This window comes from Trichococcus flocculiformis (assembly GCF_900113645.1).
GTDB classification, from domain to species: domain Bacteria; phylum Bacillota; class Bacilli; order Lactobacillales; family Aerococcaceae; genus Trichococcus; species Trichococcus flocculiformis.
Genome location: NZ_FOQC01000013.1, coordinates 37,930 through 55,192, shown reverse-complemented (window position 1 = coordinate 55,192; position 17,263 = coordinate 37,930). Strand labels below are relative to the sequence as shown.

14 protein-coding genes are annotated in these 17,263 nt (G+C 45.6%); 9 read left to right on the top strand and 5 right to left on the bottom strand.

The features are described from left to right. The first annotated feature begins 513 nt into the window (after positions 1-513). On the top strand, positions 514-1,428 hold the full coding sequence (locus BMZ71_RS06820) for a LysR family transcriptional regulator (RefSeq protein WP_218142780.1): 915 nt from the start codon (positions 514-516) through the stop codon (positions 1,426-1,428). An 82-nt stretch (positions 1,429-1,510) separates the two neighbouring features. Next, a complete protein-coding gene (locus BMZ71_RS06815) occupies positions 1,511-2,452 on the top strand; it encodes an NmrA family NAD(P)-binding protein (protein ID WP_086989132.1) in 942 nt (313 codons plus the stop codon). Between the two features lie 125 nt (positions 2,453-2,577). On the opposite strand, the gene BMZ71_RS06810 is transcribed toward BMZ71_RS06815, so the two are convergent. The 3 genes from BMZ71_RS06810 to BMZ71_RS06800 all read right to left on the bottom strand — a co-directional run bounded on the left by BMZ71_RS06810 (position 2,578) and on the right by BMZ71_RS06800 (position 4,808). After that, the gene (locus BMZ71_RS06810; RefSeq protein ID WP_086989131.1) at positions 2,578-3,186 is read right to left on the bottom strand and encodes a DUF4230 domain-containing protein; all 609 of its coding nucleotides are present in this window, start codon (positions 3,184-3,186) and stop codon (positions 2,578-2,580) included. A 105-nt stretch (positions 3,187-3,291) separates the two neighbouring features. Then, positions 3,292-3,669 carry a hypothetical protein gene (locus BMZ71_RS06805; protein WP_086989130.1) on the bottom strand — a complete coding sequence of 126 codons (378 nt, stop codon included), beginning with the start codon at positions 3,667-3,669 and terminating at the stop codon, positions 3,292-3,294. An 11-nt stretch (positions 3,670-3,680) separates the two neighbouring features. After that, positions 3,681-4,808 (bottom strand): hypothetical protein, encoded by a 1,128-nt coding sequence (locus BMZ71_RS06800; RefSeq protein WP_086989129.1) that lies wholly within the window; start codon positions 4,806-4,808, stop codon positions 3,681-3,683. A 431-nt stretch (positions 4,809-5,239) separates the two neighbouring features. Between BMZ71_RS06800 and BMZ71_RS06795 the strand changes: the two genes are divergently transcribed. Further along, positions 5,240-6,337: an RNA-guided endonuclease InsQ/TnpB family protein gene (locus BMZ71_RS06795; RefSeq protein ID WP_086989128.1), complete on the top strand. Its 1,098-nt coding sequence runs from the start codon at positions 5,240-5,242 to the stop codon at positions 6,335-6,337. Positions 6,338-6,489: 152 nt separating this feature from the next. Continuing rightward, complete coding sequence (locus BMZ71_RS06790; RefSeq protein ID WP_086989135.1) at positions 6,490-8,214, top strand: ABC transporter ATP-binding protein; 1,725 nt, start codon at positions 6,490-6,492, stop codon at positions 8,212-8,214. A gap of 285 nt (positions 8,215-8,499) precedes the next feature. Here BMZ71_RS06790 and BMZ71_RS06785 read toward each other — a convergent pair whose 3' ends face one another. Further along, complete coding sequence (locus BMZ71_RS06785) at positions 8,500-9,273, bottom strand: ABC transporter ATP-binding protein (RefSeq protein WP_086989127.1); 774 nt, start codon at positions 9,271-9,273, stop codon at positions 8,500-8,502. Between the two features lie 174 nt (positions 9,274-9,447). Here BMZ71_RS06785 and BMZ71_RS06780 point away from each other — a divergent pair, with 174 nt between their 5' ends. The 5 genes from BMZ71_RS06780 to ilvA all read left to right on the top strand — a co-directional run bounded on the left by BMZ71_RS06780 (position 9,448) and on the right by ilvA (position 15,080). Continuing rightward, complete coding sequence (locus BMZ71_RS06780; RefSeq protein ID WP_086989126.1) at positions 9,448-10,317, top strand: patatin-like phospholipase family protein; 870 nt, start codon at positions 9,448-9,450, stop codon at positions 10,315-10,317. A gap of 359 nt (positions 10,318-10,676) precedes the next feature. Then, the gene (ilvB, locus tag BMZ71_RS06775) at positions 10,677-12,386 is read left to right on the top strand and encodes a biosynthetic-type acetolactate synthase large subunit (protein WP_086989125.1); all 1,710 of its coding nucleotides are present in this window, start codon (positions 10,677-10,679) and stop codon (positions 12,384-12,386) included. A 1-nt stretch (position 12,387) separates the two neighbouring features. Continuing rightward, positions 12,388-12,651, top strand: a complete 264-nt coding sequence (ilvN, locus tag BMZ71_RS06770; RefSeq protein WP_086627981.1) for an acetolactate synthase small subunit — start codon at positions 12,388-12,390, stop codon at positions 12,649-12,651. An 87-nt stretch (positions 12,652-12,738) separates the two neighbouring features. Next, entirely contained in the window at positions 12,739-13,734 is a 996-nt protein-coding gene (gene ilvC / locus BMZ71_RS06765; RefSeq protein ID WP_086989124.1) for a ketol-acid reductoisomerase, read from the top strand. An 83-nt stretch (positions 13,735-13,817) separates the two neighbouring features. Further along, positions 13,818-15,080, top strand: a complete 1,263-nt coding sequence (ilvA, locus tag BMZ71_RS06760) for a threonine ammonia-lyase IlvA (RefSeq protein ID WP_086989123.1) — start codon at positions 13,818-13,820, stop codon at positions 15,078-15,080. Between the two features lie 374 nt (positions 15,081-15,454). Here ilvA and BMZ71_RS06755 read toward each other — a convergent pair whose 3' ends face one another. After that, positions 15,455-17,104, bottom strand: coding sequence for a peptide ABC transporter substrate-binding protein (locus BMZ71_RS06755; protein ID WP_086989122.1), 1,650 nt, complete (start codon positions 17,102-17,104; stop codon positions 15,455-15,457). Positions 17,105-17,263: the final 159 nt, after the last annotated feature.

Here is a 17,263-nt window from a genome sequence, read left to right as displayed (position 1 = left end):
GCTAAATGGACAAAATTAATCTCTTTATCACAAGATTGGCTGATGGACCAAACCCCTTAACTTTTGGCACCTGAGCCCTCTAAAAAAAGAGAACCAATTAACTAAACAAACAGCGGAGCGTACTCTTGACAATCCGAATGGCCAATGGTTTAAAATTTTCTGAGCCAAGGGCTACTTTGTGCTGCTCCTTTTGTATACCGTCGCCCTTGACGGCAAAGGAAAAAACCATTGGCTCGGTTGTCAAGAGTGTTTGTTTCACCAAACTTTGAATAGCAGGACTTGGTTTTTCACATCACCTCGTTATTTGGGGCAGTTTCCATAGAATTTTTGGCACTACCATAACTAACGCTAGTATATGCCATTCATCCAAAAATGACAGTCGAAAAGCTTTAGTTGAAATAAATATGTCTATACACTTCCATCCAGCCTCGAATTCGTGAAACAATTCTGTCAAAATCTCTGATTGCCTCTTAACAGTAGGATATGGTACTTTACAGACAGAAGTATTATTGATTGGAGGCGAACCGCATCAACATCGAAAAAATCAAATACTACATTGACCTGGTGGACTGCCGCAGTTTCACGGAGACAGCCAAACGGAACTATGTGTCACAGACAACCATCAGCCAGACTATCGCTTCATTGGAAGAGACGTTCCAGATTCAGTTGATCAACCGCAAAAGAACGCCGATCGAGCCAACGGAAGCCGGCCAGCTTTTCTATGAAGAAGCGCTGGTAATCTGGAAGCAATACCAGAGTATGCAGCAGAAAATGCGCAATTTCCAGAGCAAACAGCGGGAAACCTTATCGATCGAATATTCAGCCATGACAGATATCCAGACGCTTCTTTCCGTCATCCCGGATTTCCGGAAAGAAAACCCGCTCGTCGAACTGAACCTGAACAAGGTGCTTTTGAAGAACATTTCCGACTATCTCGTGAAAGGTATCTATGATGTAGCCATCGCTTTCGACTCCGAATTCGAAGGCAAAAAAGACATCACGACGGTGCCTTTGTACGCCGGCAAATACCAAGCCGTTGTCAGTGCAAACCATACCTTATTTGATAAAGATACAGTTACCCTTGCTGAACTATATCAGCATCCCCTAGTCATGCTGGATCCTTCCGTCATCGGCGTGTCATACGATCTGATGCTGCAGCATGCACAAAAAGACGGCTACCAGCCACAGATCGCCAAAACAGTGGACGATGTCGAAACCGAATTGTTCGCGATTCGGACCGAAAACCTGATCGGCTTCTTTCCGGATAACTACAATCTGAATTTCCTTTCCGATGAAATCCGCATGATCCCGATTGAAGGCTCCTTCCATACATTCGTGATTGCCTTGGGATATTTATCCGTCAATGCAAAGCCAAGTATCCAAGCGCTGATCCGTTCCATTAGAGCGCATTATTCGATTTCCGGATAACCCATTCGCTTTTTGTATTGGAGTTTGATCTTTGTTTCACATATCATGAAGATAGTTAAAACAGACAGGAGACGATACAAATATGGGTAAATTATTATTGACAGGCGTGGACGGTAACCTTGGAAATCAATCAGCGGAATACCTTTTGGATTTAGTCGAAAAAGACCAACTGATTTTCTGCGCATACAGCGAGGCTGCTCTAAAGAAATATGCAGACCTAGGGATTGAAACACATGTCACAAATTTCAATCATAAGGGCGGCTTGGCTGAGGCCTTCGCCAATGCCGATAAAGTCGCGCTGATTTCGATGCCTTTCGTCGGCGCAAAACGTCAAAACGCACATAAAAACGTTGTCGATGCCGCCAAAGAAGTCGGCGTTCAGCAGATCATCTACACTTCATTGGTCAATGCGGCTGACGAATCCAACCCGAGCGTCGAAAAAATCGACCACATCTTCACAGAGGACTATATCAATGAAGTCGGCATGGATCATATTTTCCTGCGCAACTCACAATATGCCGAAGCCATGGTCACCAACTACTTCACCTTCGTAAAAATGGGCGGGGTTATGCAGAATAACCAAGGTGACGGCAAAATGGCCTACATTTCCCGTAAGGATTGCGCCAAAGCCGTTGCGCATGCATTGGCCACTGATAAATACCACGATGCAGTGTTGAACATCAACGGACCTGAATTGATGACCATCACCGACTTCGTGAATTACGGGAACGCAGCGACCGGCAACAACGTCACTTATCAAGCCATCTCCGATGAAGAAAACTACGCCATCTTTGACGCAATGGGCGTGCCAAGAACGACTGAAGGCCAATTCAAAAAAGAATCCGAAGCACCCTTCTCTTCTGAAGGCATGGTCACTTTCGGGGAAGCAATCCGCTTGGGCAAAATGGACAACTTCACGGATGACTTCAAACAGCTGACAGGTGAAGAAGCCATCACAGTGAAATACATGTTCGAAAATGCTGACGATTTCCAAGTCGGCGAACGCCATTCGGAAGATAAATAAATCCAACAAGCAAGAAGGGACTTTCTCAAAGTCAATTGAAATTGACTTTGAGAAAGTCCCTATTTGTGTGGTTTTTCAACATAAAAAGAGTACCCGCTCGGCGGTGATTCTTACCAGTAATAGTTTTAATAGAACTCAATTATAACATCATCGTAACCATTGGAGCTATAATGAGAAATCAACAATAACTCTGCTCTTTTGTCTGCCTCTTCTAAAAAGCCATTGTTAATTTTTTCTTCTTCAAGTTGTTTTTTATGAGCATTTATTTCGTCAATGATGGTCTGAGTGGGATAATCCGAAAATATATTTCCTTTGACATCTTCCACTTTCGTTTTTTCGGTCTCAACAACATTATCGAGTATATAGGATTTCGGCACTTTGACCAATAATCGTTTGGAAACTTCATCATACGATGGTTTAACCTTAGAAAAATCTGTTCCGGCCTTTAGATATCCAGAATATTCGATTAATTTGATTGCCTCTGCAAAATTAAAATCAGGAAATACGGGTACTGGTATAGTCCTATCTGTGCGGCTTATGATTACATTACTGTATTCATACTTTAGTGTTGCCAATTCTGACAGCTCCACTAGTTTCTCCTGCGTTAAAGCTGTTTCTGAGGATTTATTAGTTTGGATGCCGATTATTTCAGTTTTATTAAGTATCAAAAATCCGACTGTCAAAACAAACCATATAGAAAGTATTGGCACTATCATTTTCTTTAGTTTTTTCATGATGCAACTCTCCTCACAAATTAATTTTGAAACAGCCCTTCATTTATTATGCCATCTCAGAGAATAGATCTGGAAATAGTTGAATGTTTGATTCACATCTTAAACTTACCTGAATGGCTTTCTCACGATTTTAGAGATGGTCTTTCGGAATTCCCTCCATTGCTCAGGGTAACAGTTGCTTCCATGCTTTGTAATTGTATGGCCGTCCATCACTATTTCAACATGCCATTGTGTTCCATCGAGGACACCTGGGTCGATAAATTTGGCTTCCCAATTCAACAAATTTATTGTTTCCAGCTGTTCAAGGAATTTTTTTACAGTGGTTAAGCGAATGTTTCTATGAACTGTTTCTTCAAGTTCGCCTTCGCCGCCATGAGTCCAGCTGACCAAATTATTCTCCAAATCTACCTCTACTTGGTAAAAACCACCAAAATAGCCACCAACAGATGCTTCAATCTTTTTAATTTTTTCATATTGGCTCATAATTATTTCCTTTATTGTGCACGGAAGTAGAAAGCTGCCGAATAATTTTCATCATAGGAAATCAGGAAATTGTCTCCCATCGGAGCGTATTTCACGACTCGGCCTGAAACCTCTGCCCCTGGGAAAATATCGTTGTAGTTAAATTCGTTCCCATCCAGAGTCCCATAGGTATCTTGCGCTATCTCGCTGCCAGAAGAGGAAATAATGTCGAACGCCGGTGAGGTTGTATAAGGTGTGTCTTGATTTCCATCCAACAATTTCATCGTTACATCAAAAATGACCCATTCCATGCCTTCTGGTGGTGCTTCATTGAATTGGTTTTCAGCCATTAGGGTGTCCATGGCAGCCTGCCCTTTTGTGACGCCATTGATCTGAAGGGAAATGGTTCCTTCATAATTCTCCGTCCAATCCTCATTGGAATACTCAACCGGAATTTCAATGGCTTGACCTAAAGGCACTGGATTGCTTCTTTTTCCGGCTGCAGAGGACTCGATAGTAGAATCTTCTGTGCTGGTTTCATCGACTGGCTCGGTTTCCTCAAAAGCACCCTCCAGTTCGGTGCTGAGTGACATAAAGCCCGACATGACCACATCCATCATTTCATCAGTAATTTCCGTGATATACCACTCGTTGTCTTCTTTAACTAAATCGATTTTCAATGTTTCTTCTTTGAACGTTTCCGAAACAATCTCTGCCTGTTCCTTCATCGTATCAGCAAACATCTGATTCGTTTCCTCTTCGGTCATTTCCGTACCACTGAATGCCAAAGGTAACATTTTCATTAATGCGGAACTGATTGTTGCTTTAATCAATGGTGCACCATCAATATATTTCGCGTTCATAGTCACGACCGCTTTGTCACCGTCAATTTCACTTCCTGTTACTTCATAAGTCATTTTCTCAGCGTTGGTTTTGAAATATTCCAGTAGATATTCATTCGATTCATCGGTCAGCAGTTCTTCCGGATCCGTCACTTCTTCCTCATTCGTAGAAAGGACTGCAGCTGCCATAGCTTCGGTATCAAGTTGTTGCCCGGCCGTGAAAAACTCCTCTACCGTTGATTCAGGTTTTGCGCCACTACAGCCGGCTAATAAAGCTAGTGACAGCATCGATACTGCAATTGTTCTCCATTTTCTCATTCTCTTACTCCTCCAATTTTCGAATTGTGATCCTAAGCATCCTTCTATATAAACACCTACGGATTACCCAATTGATTAAGCAAATGTTTCTGTGCCTGTAGTATCGCCCATTGATTGAGTCCTGCATCTTATACACTGAATATCAATTACCGAGCATTCTGGAGTACGCCAATCAAGGAATATTTATTTTAATATAATTGTAACACTATACGAATGTTAAGCAACATTATTCAAATATACTTTTTCCGGAAGTCTGCAGTATTTTAAAGGAGCGTATCGATACCTCATTCCATGAATCTATGTTATAACTATATTTGGATGATTTTAGAAGAGGCTTCTAACAGTTAATAAAAATCTTCTCAAATGCATGCAAATCTTTTTTTTTGATCCCGTTTCCTCTATACTTTGCGTATAGAAAGGGATGACTCGAAATGATGCTGACTAAGAAGGTCCGTTTGATTATTACAGACGAAACTTCCAAACTCTGCCAAGCAGCTGGCGTTGCTCGCTGGGCCTACAACTACACAATCCGAATGCAGGAAATGAACCACCGCTTCGGCGGGACGTTCATCAGCGACAATGTCCTGCGCAAGCACATCACCAAGATGAAGAAGCGCAAAAAATACGCCTGGCTGAATGAGGTCTCCAACAATGTCGTCAAACAGGCGGTCAAGGATGCCTGCAAGGCCTATAAAGCCTTCTTCAATGGGCAAGCCCAGCATCCTCGCTTCAAGACCAAACGCCGCTCCACACCGAGTTTCTACAATGACTGCGTCAAGCTGAAAGTGAAAGGCAACCGCGTCTTGTTGGAAAAGATTGGTTGGATAAAAACCAATGAACCGTTGCCCGTGGCCTGCAAATACTACAACCCGCGCATCAAGTTCGACGGCAAATATTGGTATTTGACGGTCGGCGTCGAAGTGACTCCGACTATCGTCGAATTGGACAATAGGGTTGTCGGGGTGGATGTCGGCATCAAGGAGTTGGCTGTCACCTCCGATGGCGTTTTTTACAACAACATCAACAAAACAGCCGCCGTGAGGAAAGCGGAGAAACGCCTCAAGAGATTGCAGAGGTATGCAAGTAAAAAATACAAGAAAGGAATGCCTAAATCTAAACATCTCCTAAAACTAGAAGGTAAAATCCGAAAACAACACCGACGCTTGGCCAACATCCGAACCAATCATGTCCATCAAGCAACGGCGGAGATCGTGAAATCCAAACCCTCCCGCATTGTGATGGAAACGCTGAACATCCGCGGCATGATGAAGGACAAGCATATGGCAAAGGCGGTCGCAAATCAGAAACTCTCTTTCTTCAAGCAATGCCTGCTATACAAATGCGAACTGCATGGCATTGCCTTTGTGGAAGCGGACCAGTGGTTCCCGAGCTCCAAGTTGTGCAACAACTGCGGAACGCTCAAAAAGGACCTGAAACGCAGCGACAGGGTCTATCACTGTACCTGCGGCCACCATTGCGATAGAGATCTGAACGCAAGCTACAATCTGAGGGATTACCAAGCAGTCTAACGGTAACTCGGATATGTACGATTCGTTGCATCGGAATTTACGCCCTCGGAGTGCTGCAGCAAACGAAAGTAGTCCGTCAGGACCAAATCGGGCACGAAGAACAGGGAAGCAAACATAAACTAGATTTAGCTAGATTTATGGCAACGGTACCTATGCTTAAACGTTTTTTCAGCTATTATAAACCCTACAAGCATCTGTTTTTGCTTGATTTTTGTTGCGCTATTTTGGCGGCTGTCCTGGAACTTTCTTTCCCGGTCGTTGTCAACAGCGTCATTGATTCCATTTTGCCTTCCGGGCAGTGGAATTTGATTCTCTTGGTTTCGCTGGGGTTGTTGGTTTTGTACATCGTCAACACTGCGATGCAATATATCGTCGTTTATTTCGGTCACGTGCTCGGGGTCAACATCGAGACCGATATGCGCCGTGAACTTTATGGCCATATGCAGAAGCAGCCTTTCAGCTACTATGATGACCAACAGACCGGCAAATTGATGGCGCGGCTGACGACGGATCTGTTCGAAATCTCCGAAGTAGCGCATCACGGCCCTGAGGATATTTTCATCACCATCATCACCTTGTTGGGATCCTTCCTGTTGATGCTGCAGATTCATGTGCCGCTGGCGATCGCCACTTTCGTCATGATTCCTTTCATCACGATCGCGCTCGTATTTTTCAACAAGAAAATGACGAAGATCAATACCCGCATTTTTGAAGATCTGGGTGAATTCAGCGCAGGTATCGAAGCGTCGGTCAGCGGCATCCGTGTCGTGCAGGCTTTCGCGAACGAAGCCTATGAAGCGAAACGGTTCGAAGGGCTGAATCAAGCCTATCGCCGTTCCAAGATGGCCTTCTACAAAATGATGGGCATCAGTTCTTCCTATAACTATCTGCTGATCCGGTTGATCAACCTGTTTGCGTTGTTCTTCGGCGCCTACTATACGATCCAAGGCCAACTTTCCTACGGCGAGTTCGTCGGGTTCATCCTCTTGTCCAACATTTTTGTGCGGCCGATCGAAAAAGTGAACACGATGATCGAAAGCTATCCGAAAGGCATCGCCGGCTTCAGACGCTTCACCGAAGAGTTGGACCGCACGCCGGATATTCTGGACAAACCCGGTGCCATCGAAGTGAGCCATCTGAAAGGGGATATCATCTATAGCCAAGTGTCGTTCGGCTATGACGGTTCCAAAAAAGTATTGGACAGGATCAATCTGAAGATCCGCGCTGGCGAAACTGTCGCTTTCGTCGGTCCAAGCGGCGCGGGGAAAACGACCTTATGCAACCTCCTTCCCCGCTTTTACGAGGCCACGGAAGGGACCATCACTGTCGACGGCATCAACATCCAGGATTTGACGCTGCGTTCTTTGCGCAACCAAATCGGCGTCGTGCAGCAGGATGTCTTCCTCTTCCCGGGAACCGTCAGGGACAACATCGCCTACGGTAAATTGGGTGCGAGCGATGCCGAAATCGAACAAGCCGTCCGGATGGCCAATCTCGACAAGGTCATCGCAGAGATGCCGCTTGGATTCGATACGATGATCGGAGAGCGCGGGGTCAAATTATCCGGTGGGCAAAAGCAGCGGCTTTCGATTGCGCGCATGTTCCTGAAAAATCCGCCGATCCTGATTTTGGATGAGGCGACTTCCGCGTTGGATACCGAAACCGAACAAGTCATCCAGGAATCCTTGGATAACTTATCTAAAGGTCGGACGACATTGATCATCGCGCACCGTTTGACGACCATCAAGCATGCCGATCGGATCATCGTCGTCGATGAACAAGGGATTTCCGAACAGGGATCACACAAGGAATTGTTGGCTCAGGACGGAACCTACCGCCGCTTGTATGAAGCCCAGTTCCTGGGGATCGACCAGTAGTGAAACAGTCCCTTCTATTTGGGAATTGACCATTAATGCCCAGAAATAACCCGTCAAAACCCTTTTGACGGGGAAAACCAGTTCAAATCACAGTCTGAAAACCCGCCAAAACGACCTTGGCGGGGAAAAAATGTCCGCGGACCACGCGAGATCCCCCGCCAAACCCATTTTGGTGGGGGATTCCACAACCAAATTTGAGCCTCAGAGCATACAATCATATGTCCAAACCAAAAAACCAGAACCGCAACCCGTCGATTGGGTTGCAGTTCTGGTTTTATCAATGCTTCATTTCGGAAAGACCGCCAGCCTGTTCTTGGACATGGAAACTACCTGCACCGGCTTAGCATAAAAATCATTCAGGATATCCTCTTTCAGCAAGTCCACAGTTTTGCCGGTCTTATGGATGGAACCGTCCTTCAGCAGCATCAGTTTCTTGAAGCAAGGCAGGATTTCCTCGGTGTGGTGGCTGACATAGATCATCGTTGGCCCTTCAGGCTCATCGGCGATTCGCTGGATATCCTCCAGAAGTTTTTCTTTTGCGAATAGGTCCAGGCCATTGCAGGGCTCGTCCAAAATCAGTATTTCCGGTTCAGCCATCAAAGCGCGGGCGATCAGTATGATCTGCTGTTGCCCTTGGGACAGGATGCCGTAGCGAAACCCGATCAATTCTTTGCCGCCGCATTTGATCAAGAGCTCCAGCGCCTGTTGTTTTTCAGCTTCAGTCGGGATGGTCCAGACGCCTATCGAAGCGAATTTCCCGCTCAAGACGATGTGTTCGGCGATGTCGTTGGGATTCAGCTGTTGCTGCAGGGCCGAGCTGACCCAGCCTATCCGTTTGCGCAACTCGGGGATGGCCGTCTGCCCGAAAGTCTCGCCCAACACGACCAGTTTGCCGCTGCTGGGCCACAGATAGCCGTTCAAGAGTTGCAGCAAGGTTGTCTTGCCGGAGCCGTTCAAGCCGAGTATGGCCCAATGCTCGCCTTTTTTGGCGTGCCAATTGATGTCGTTCAAAATTTTCCGTTTTTCGCGAATGACGTTCACGTGGTCGAATCTGATCATTCCATCACCCCATCTATAGTTTTGTGGTCATTAGGTATCTTTATTGCGAATATACCACATTTGCCCCATCCGGAAAAGGCTTTCGTCATCGTGTGCCCTGCGCAACAAAATAATGAGAAAAGCATCGCATCACACCGCAATGTCATCTATACTATAGAGTGAGGTGGAAAATGTATGGAACAGAATAAAGAAAAAGTATCCTTAATCATAGAAGGAGGCGCCATGCGGGGCGTCTTTTGCGCAGGAATCATCAGCACTTTGCTGCGTCAAGAAATCTACTTGGATTATGTCATAGGTGTCTCTTCCGGATCGGCCAATGGCATCAATTATGTCAGCCGGGACCTGACCCGCACGAAAGCTTCATTTGTTGATATCGCCGCCAATCCGGCCTTTTCGGGAATGAAATATTTGCTCAACGGACAAGGTTATTTCAATACCAAATATATTTATGAGGATGCAATCACGACCGATATCCCCTTTCAATTCGAGACATTCAAGCAAAATCCAACTTCCATGAAAATCGTTGTCACGGATATGGAAACCGCAAAACCTGTTTATTTCGATAAGGATGACATCGCAACCAGTGCAGAATTGGGTCTCAAAATCAGGGCATCATCCACTGTACCTTTGCTGATGCCCCCAACCCAAATCAATGGCAAATACTATCTGGACGGCGGTATCGTCGACTCGCTTCCGATTGAAAAAGCGATCGCTGACGGCAACCAAAAGCACGTGATTCTGCTTACGCGGCCGCGTGGCTATATCAAGGAAAAGCAGCGCTTCAGCGCCATCATCCGGCGCCATCTGCGGGCTTATCCCGAAGTTGTTGCAGCCATCGAACAGCGGCATATCGCCTACAACCAATCGATGGCGTTGATCGAGCAATTGGAACATGAGAACAAGGCATTTGTCATTGCGCCTGACCAGCTTTCCATAGGCAGGATGGAACGGAACGTGCAGCGTCTGGATGCTTATTATCAGTATGCCGAAAGGGCCGCGGAAAGGCAGCTGCCAGAGTTGCAGGACTTTTTGTCAAGCCGGTGAAGCGCACAAAAAAATCGTCCGGCACGTTCATTTTGGACAATTATTAGAAATAAGTGAAAATAATATGAAAATTACCGTTGACACTCTAATGTAAATCTTATATGATTATATCAATCACTTAAGCAATAACAAATCCATATAGAAATCAGGTATCCCATATGAAAACGATGAATCCACTAAACATTATTATCGTCTTAATGATCTAGGAGTTAAACACTGTAGAAATTTTTTACAGATTGTTTAAGTCCTATTTGTGGTAATCAAATGGGATGAAGCATCCCATCATTGACTGATGAGGATGCTTTTTTTTATTCATATTGCGGACAGTCATAGGAAAAACGAGAAATGGGGAGATAAAAATGGAATCCGAAATGAAAACTAAAACAAAAAAAGGCGTAACCCTTCTTGTTGAAGCGTTGAAAAATGAAGGTGTCGAAGTTCTGTTTGGTTACCCAGGCGGCGCTGTCCTGCACATCTATGATGAATTCTACAAATCCGAATCGAATCATGTTTTGACGAGACACGAGCAAGGCGCGGTCCATGCAGCTGACGGTTATGCCCGTGCTACCGGCAAACCTGGCGTCTGTATCGTTACAAGCGGACCCGGCGCAACGAATGCTTTGACCGGAATCGCGACCGCTCAAATGGATTCCATTCCATTGATTGTGATCACTGGCCAAGTGCATGAGGCAGGCATCGGTAAAGACGCTTTCCAGGAAACTGACATGATTGGCATGACCACACCTGTTACAAAATACAACTATCAAGTGCGTGATGCCAAAGATATCCCGCGCATCATCCACGAAGCTTTCTACCTGGCGAATACAGGCAGAAAAGGACCGGTTGTCATCGATATCCCGAAAAATATCGGTGTCCAGGAAGTGGAATGTGAAGACTGCACAGAAAATATCGGTCCAGTAAGAAACCTGCCGGGCTACAATCCGGAATGTTTGCCCGTACCGGAACAGGTCGCAAAAGTGAACGAAGCGATTGCAGCCAGCAAAAAACCAATCATTTTGGCCGGTCAAGGCGTTATTCACGCACAAGCTGAGAAAGAACTGTTGGCTTTTGCGGAATACTACCAAATTCCCGTTGTGAACACGTTGTTGGGTCTGGGAAGCTTCCCCGTCAAACATGAGCTTGCGTTAGGTATGGGCGGCATGCACGGCTCCTACGCCTCAAATATGGCTTTGATGGAGTGCGACTTGCTTCTCAACTTCGGCGCACGTTTCGATGACCGTGTCGCAAGCGATCCAACCAATTTTGCCCCGGAGGCTGTCATTGTCCATGTTGACATCGATAATGCCGAAATCGGCAAGATCATGCACACTGATATCCCAGTATTGTCTGATGCCAAATTGGCGTTGCTGATGCTGAATGATACGAAGCTGGCAGAAGTGCCTGATCACTCGGTTTGGTTCAATCACGTTATGGACAACAAAAAGCAACACCCTTTCCGTTACGAAAAATCCGATACGTTCATCAAACCGCAACATGTAATCGAGCAAGTCGGTGAATTGACTCAAGGTGAAGCCATTGTTGTTACCGACGTTGGCCAACATCAGATGTGGGCGGCTCAATATTACCCGTTCAAGTACGGCAAACAATTGCTGACAAGCGGCGGCTTGGGAACGATGGGCTTCGGCATTCCGGCAGCGATCGGCGCTCAAATGGCCTATCCTGACAAAACGGTTGTCTGCTTTGTCGGAGACGGCGGCTTCCAGATGACCAACCAAGAATTGGCGATCCTGAATGCCAACAGGTTGAATGTGAAGTACTTTATTCTGAATAATGAAGTACTGGGCATGGTTCATCAATGGCAGAACAAATTTTACAAAGGCCGCTACTCTCATTCCGAGATTCCGGATTCACCTGATTTTGTTAAACTTGCTGATGCTTACGGTATCACAGCTGCGAGGGTATCCGATCCCGATAAAGTGGATGAAGCGATCCAGACAGCCTTGAATTATCCTGGTCCTTATGTCTTGGATATCCTGATTTCCAAAGATGAATTGGTATACCCTATGGTTGCTTCAGGCAGGCCAAATAATGAAATGGAAGGTGTGTAGGATGATGCTAAGATTAATCCAAGCCAAAGTCGTGAATAAACCCGGCGTATTGAACCGTATCACGCAAGTTATCCTGAAGCCGCAATACAATATCGATACCTTAACGCTGACAGGGACGGAAGATTATGACGTATCTTTGATCACAGTCGGCATCAACTTCGATACCTTGGATGCAGCTGAATTATTGACGAAACAGTTGGAAAAACAAGTCGACGTCATCAGCGCAACCGACATCACCGAAAAGCGTTTAGGCCTAAGAGCTTAAATCCAACCAACCGCACTACCCTACTGACCGAATCAAATTGCTTAAAAAGCATTGAGAATATAAAAAAAATAAGGAGGTCATTTCAATATGACTAAAGTATACTACGATCAAGACGTAACAGTAAAAGCACTAGAGGGCAAAAAAATCGCCGTTATCGGATATGGTTCTCAAGGACATGCACATTCACAAAACCTACGTGACAACGGTAATGATGTCATCATCGGAATCCGTGCAGGTAAATCTGCAGACAAAGCAAAAGAAGACGGATTTGAAGTGTTCCCTGTTGCTGAAGCAACAAAACAAGCTGACGTAGTAATGATCCTTATCCCTGATGAGCAACAAGCTGAAGTTTATGCAGCTGAAATCGCTCCTAACTTGGAAGCTGGAAATGCCATCGCATTCGGTCACGGATTCAACATCCATTTCGGTACGATCACACCTGCTGCTGATATCGATGTATTCATGGTCGCTCCAAAAGGCCCAGGCCACATGGTTCGCCGTCAATTCGCTAAAGGATCTGCAGTACCTGCTTTGTTCGCAGTCTTCCAAGATGCAACAGGCAACGCAAAAGATATCGCTCTTGCTTGGGCACAAGGAGTCGGCGCTACACGCGTAGGCGTTTTGGAAACAACATTCAAGGAAGAAACTGAAACTGACCTATTCGGCGAGCAAGCTGTATTGTGCGGCGGAACAACGCACTTGGTTCAAGCAGGTTTCGAAACATTGGTCGAAGCTGGCTACCAACCAGAAATCGCCTATTTCGAAGTGTTGCACGAATTGAAATTGATTGTTGACTTGATGTATGAAGGCGGCATGGAAAAAATGCGCTACTCCATCTCAAACACGGCTGAATTCGGTGATTACGTTTCAGGACCTCGCGTCATCACTTCTGATGTGAAAGACCGCATGAAAGACGTTTTGACTGACATTCAAACTGGCGCGTTCGCAAAACGCTTCACTGACGATTACAAAGCTGGCTTCCCTGACTTCCACGCAATGCGCGCTGAGCAACAAGGCCACCAGATCGAAGCAGTCGGTGCTGAATTGCGTAAAATGATGCCTTTCGTGAATGAACAACAATAATGAATCAGATGTAGGTTGAGAGCATCCTTATTTTTAAGCCTTCTCTCTTCATCATTGTATTCAATAGATTAGGAGCAGATAGAATGACGGATGAGTTAGTGAACAAAGAAGACGTGCTTAAAGCATATAAAGTACTGCGCAACGTGGTCAAGCAGACCCCTTTGCAGCATGATGCGTATCTATCGCAGAAGTATCATGCCAATATCTTTTTGAAACGGGAGGACCTACAGATCGTCCGATCCTTCAAATTGAGGGGTGCTTATTATGCGATTTCGCAGCTGAGCGAAGCCGAAACGGAGAACGGAGTAATCTGTGCCTCCGCCGGCAATCATGCCCAAGGAGTAGCCTATACCTGCAACCATCTGGGTATCAAAGCGACCATCTTCATGCCATCGACAACCCCTTCCCAAAAAATTGACCAAGTCCGTTATTTCGGAAAGGATTATGTTGAAATCAAACTGATCGGAGATACTTTCGACGAGTCGAATAAAGCTGCCCATAGCTATGCAGAAGAACACAAGCTGACTTTCATTGAACCTTTCAATGATCGCAATGTGATTGCCGGGCAAGGCAGTTTGGCAGTGGAAATTCACCAGGATCTCGTGGCAGAGGGAGAAACGGCTGATATGGTATTCGCTGCTATCGGCGGAGGCGGTTTGATTTCAGGCATCAGCAGCTACATGAAGGAAGCCATGCCAGAAACAAAAATCATCGGTGTGGAGTCCTTGGGCGCCCCAGGTATGAAAGCTTCGCTTGATGCGGATAAAGTCACGACTTTGACTGATATTGATAAATTCTGTGATGGGACAGCCGTAGCGACTGTCGGTGACTTGACTTTCAGACACTGCCAAAAAAATGTCGATGACATTCTGGTCGTTCCTGAAGGACAAGTTTGCGGAACCATCATCGATTTATACACTAAACAAGCGATTGTAGCGGAACCATCCGGCGCACTATCCGTTTCTGCCTTGGAACAATACAAAGATGAGATCAGAGACAAAACGGTCGTCTGCATCGTCAGCGGCGGTAACAACGATATCAATCGGATGGCTGAAATTGATGAACGCTCCCTACTCTATCAAGGTCTGAAGCACTACTTCATCGTGAACTTCCCGCAGAGGGCCGGCGCGCTGAAAGAGTTCGTGAATGACATACTGGGCAGTGATGATGACATCACCAAGTTCGAATATACGAAAAAAGTCCATCGCAGTGAAGGTCCTGTGCTGATCGGAATCTTGCTCAAAAATAAAGATGATATCGAAGGCCTGCTCAGCAGACTAGAGAAATTCGATCCGCATTACATTTCGGTGAACGAAAATTCCAAGCTGTATTCTTTCTTGATCTGATTTCGACTAATTTCATACAGTAAGTTAGAGACTGACGCAAGCCAATTAAGAGGCTTGCGTCAGTTTTTTGGTTGGGTTGTTTGGGTTGTTACGGATTGCGGACTGGCCCATCCTTGTGCGGCCGAAACCATGAATAACTGCGAAGTATTCATGGTTTCGGCATGGATATCACAGGAAAGCATGAATATCTGCTAAGTATTCATGTTTAGGGACCAAAATGTTACCGAAAAGATGAATAAAACCAAAGAATTCATCTTTTTGGCCCCGATCCCCATATCTCCGCTAACTATCCATGGCCCTCACGCTCTTCAGAAACCCAAAGAAGGGCCGACTCTCAACAACCGAGTCGGCCCTTCTTTGGGTTCTAAACATTCTTATTCTTCGATATATGCTCGGCTCAGGTCAAATTCATTTCCAACAGAATTGAAGATGATGCCCTTCAAATTAGGATTTCTGAGCTGTGTCTCTGCTTCTTGGTAAAGCGGGATGATTGCTGCATCTTCCATGATAAGCTTGTGAGCAGCCATCAAGTCAGCCCAGCGCGCTTCAGGGTCGTTTGCATTTGTTGTTTTTGAAGAATCGATCAAAGCATCAAATGCCGCATTCGCATATTGGCCTTCGTTATAAGCGGATGTGCTGTACAACAAGTCCATGTAGTTGATTGCGTCGGCGAAATCCGCTCCCCAACCGGTTTGCAACAAGTCGAACTCGTCTTGGTTTGCTAATTCCAAACGGTTTTTCTTCGGTACATTGCGCAATTCTACAGTGATGCCTTCCAAGTTGTTTTGGATTTGGCCTTGGATATATTGGCTGATTTTTTTGTTCTTTTCATCATCATCCCCAACTAAAGAGAAAGTGATTTCTTCTACGCCTAATTCAGCTTTAGCTTCGGCCAAAAGCGTTTTTGCTTGTTCCAGATCATAGTCCAGGTAAGAGCCGGCTTCAGCAGCAAAATCTTCACCCGTCGTCGGGTTGCTTACAAAATCAGCTGGCAGGAAGCCACCGATGGCTGTCGAACCGTCACCGATGACACTATCAACCAATTCATCGCGATTGATGACAAGTCCGATGGCAGCTCGCAGCTTCGCATTTTGCAGGTAGACGTTATCGTGGTTGAATTCGATGTATGCTGTGCGGGCTTTTTTCTGAACGACTACGTTAGGGTCAGTCGCCAATTGTTTAACCAATTCGCCGGTCACTTGTGCATTGTCGACTGATCCTTGCTGGAACAAGTTCACGACAGTGCTTGTTTCTTTGATTACCTGAACGTTGACTTCTTCCAACTGCACTTCGTCAGCTGCGTAGTAATCTTCGTTCTTCACAAGATCCCAAGTCAGGCCAGTGCCGTCCCAGTTCTCGATGGTGAAAGGTCCGTTAGCCAAAATGTTTTCGCTGCTAGTTCCGTACTTGTCGCCTTTTTCAGTGACAAATTCTTCATTTTGCGGGAAGAATGCGCTGAACGCCAATAATGATTCAAAGTAAGGTGTCGGCTGCGTCAATTCGATTGTGATTTCAGTGTCGCTTACTGCCGTTACCCCCAATTTTTCAGGGTCCATTTCTCCAGCCATGATCTCATTGGCGTTCTTGATGGTCTCAGCCAAGTAAGCGTAGGATGCGCCCGCTTCTGGATCCACCAATCTTTGCCAAGCGAATACGAAATCGTTCGCTGTAACAGGCTCTCCGTTTGACCAAACTGCATCATCACGGAGTTTATAAGTATAAGTCAAGCCATCTTCCGATACAGTACCTGCTTCGGCAGCGATCGCGGGAACGGGCTTTCCGTCCGCATCGATTTTCAATAAGCCTTCGATGGCGTGGCTGATGTAGTTTGAACTGTTGATGTCCGTCATCAGTGTTGTATCCAATGTTGCCAATTCTGTCGGTGCCGTATAATTGACTACTTGTCCGCCGGCGCCTTCACTTGCTGTGTTTGCTGCGCTGTCGTCCGTTGCGCCGTCGCCCCCGCAAGCTGCCAGGATGACAGCTGTAGTAGCCAAAATGAAAGAACTTCTTAATCTCCTCATGTAACTCTCCCCTTTTTCTTTTCGTATTTTAATATTATACTACATAAAATCAGGATGTTCCATAATAAATGGGAATTATTATCATACAAAATTCATAAAACCTTCATTTCATTAATTTTCTATGGCAAAAAAGCCCGGAACAAGTTCCGGACTTTTTTT

Excerpts from the sequence above, each read along its gene's own strand:
- BMZ71_RS06810 (WP_086989131.1), bottom strand. The coding sequence starts at position 3,186 with ATGAAAAAACTAAAGAAAATGATAGTGCCAATACTTTCTATATGGTTT.
- ilvB (WP_086989125.1), top strand. The coding sequence starts at position 10,677 with ATGGAATCCGAAATGAAAACTAAAACAAAAAAAGGCGTAACCCTTCTT.
- BMZ71_RS06805 (WP_086989130.1), bottom strand. The coding sequence starts at position 3,669 with ATGAGCCAATATGAAAAAATTAAAAAGATTGAAGCATCTGTTGGTGGC.
- ilvA (WP_086989123.1), top strand. The coding sequence starts at position 13,818 with ATGACGGATGAGTTAGTGAACAAAGAAGACGTGCTTAAAGCATATAAA.
- BMZ71_RS06800 (WP_086989129.1), bottom strand. The coding sequence starts at position 4,808 with ATGAGAAAATGGAGAACAATTGCAGTATCGATGCTGTCACTAGCTTTA.
- BMZ71_RS06815 (WP_086989132.1), top strand. The coding sequence starts at position 1,511 with ATGGGTAAATTATTATTGACAGGCGTGGACGGTAACCTTGGAAATCAA.
- ilvC (WP_086989124.1), top strand. The coding sequence starts at position 12,739 with ATGACTAAAGTATACTACGATCAAGACGTAACAGTAAAAGCACTAGAG.
- BMZ71_RS06780 (WP_086989126.1), top strand. The coding sequence starts at position 9,448 with ATGGAACAGAATAAAGAAAAAGTATCCTTAATCATAGAAGGAGGCGCC.
- BMZ71_RS06755 (WP_086989122.1), bottom strand. The coding sequence starts at position 17,104 with ATGAGGAGATTAAGAAGTTCTTTCATTTTGGCTACTACAGCTGTCATC.
- BMZ71_RS06785 (WP_086989127.1), bottom strand. The coding sequence starts at position 9,273 with ATGATCAGATTCGACCACGTGAACGTCATTCGCGAAAAACGGAAAATT.
- BMZ71_RS06795 (WP_086989128.1), top strand. The coding sequence starts at position 5,240 with ATGATGCTGACTAAGAAGGTCCGTTTGATTATTACAGACGAAACTTCC.
- ilvN (WP_086627981.1), top strand. The coding sequence starts at position 12,388 with ATGATGCTAAGATTAATCCAAGCCAAAGTCGTGAATAAACCCGGCGTA.
- BMZ71_RS06790 (WP_086989135.1), top strand. The coding sequence starts at position 6,490 with ATGCTTAAACGTTTTTTCAGCTATTATAAACCCTACAAGCATCTGTTT.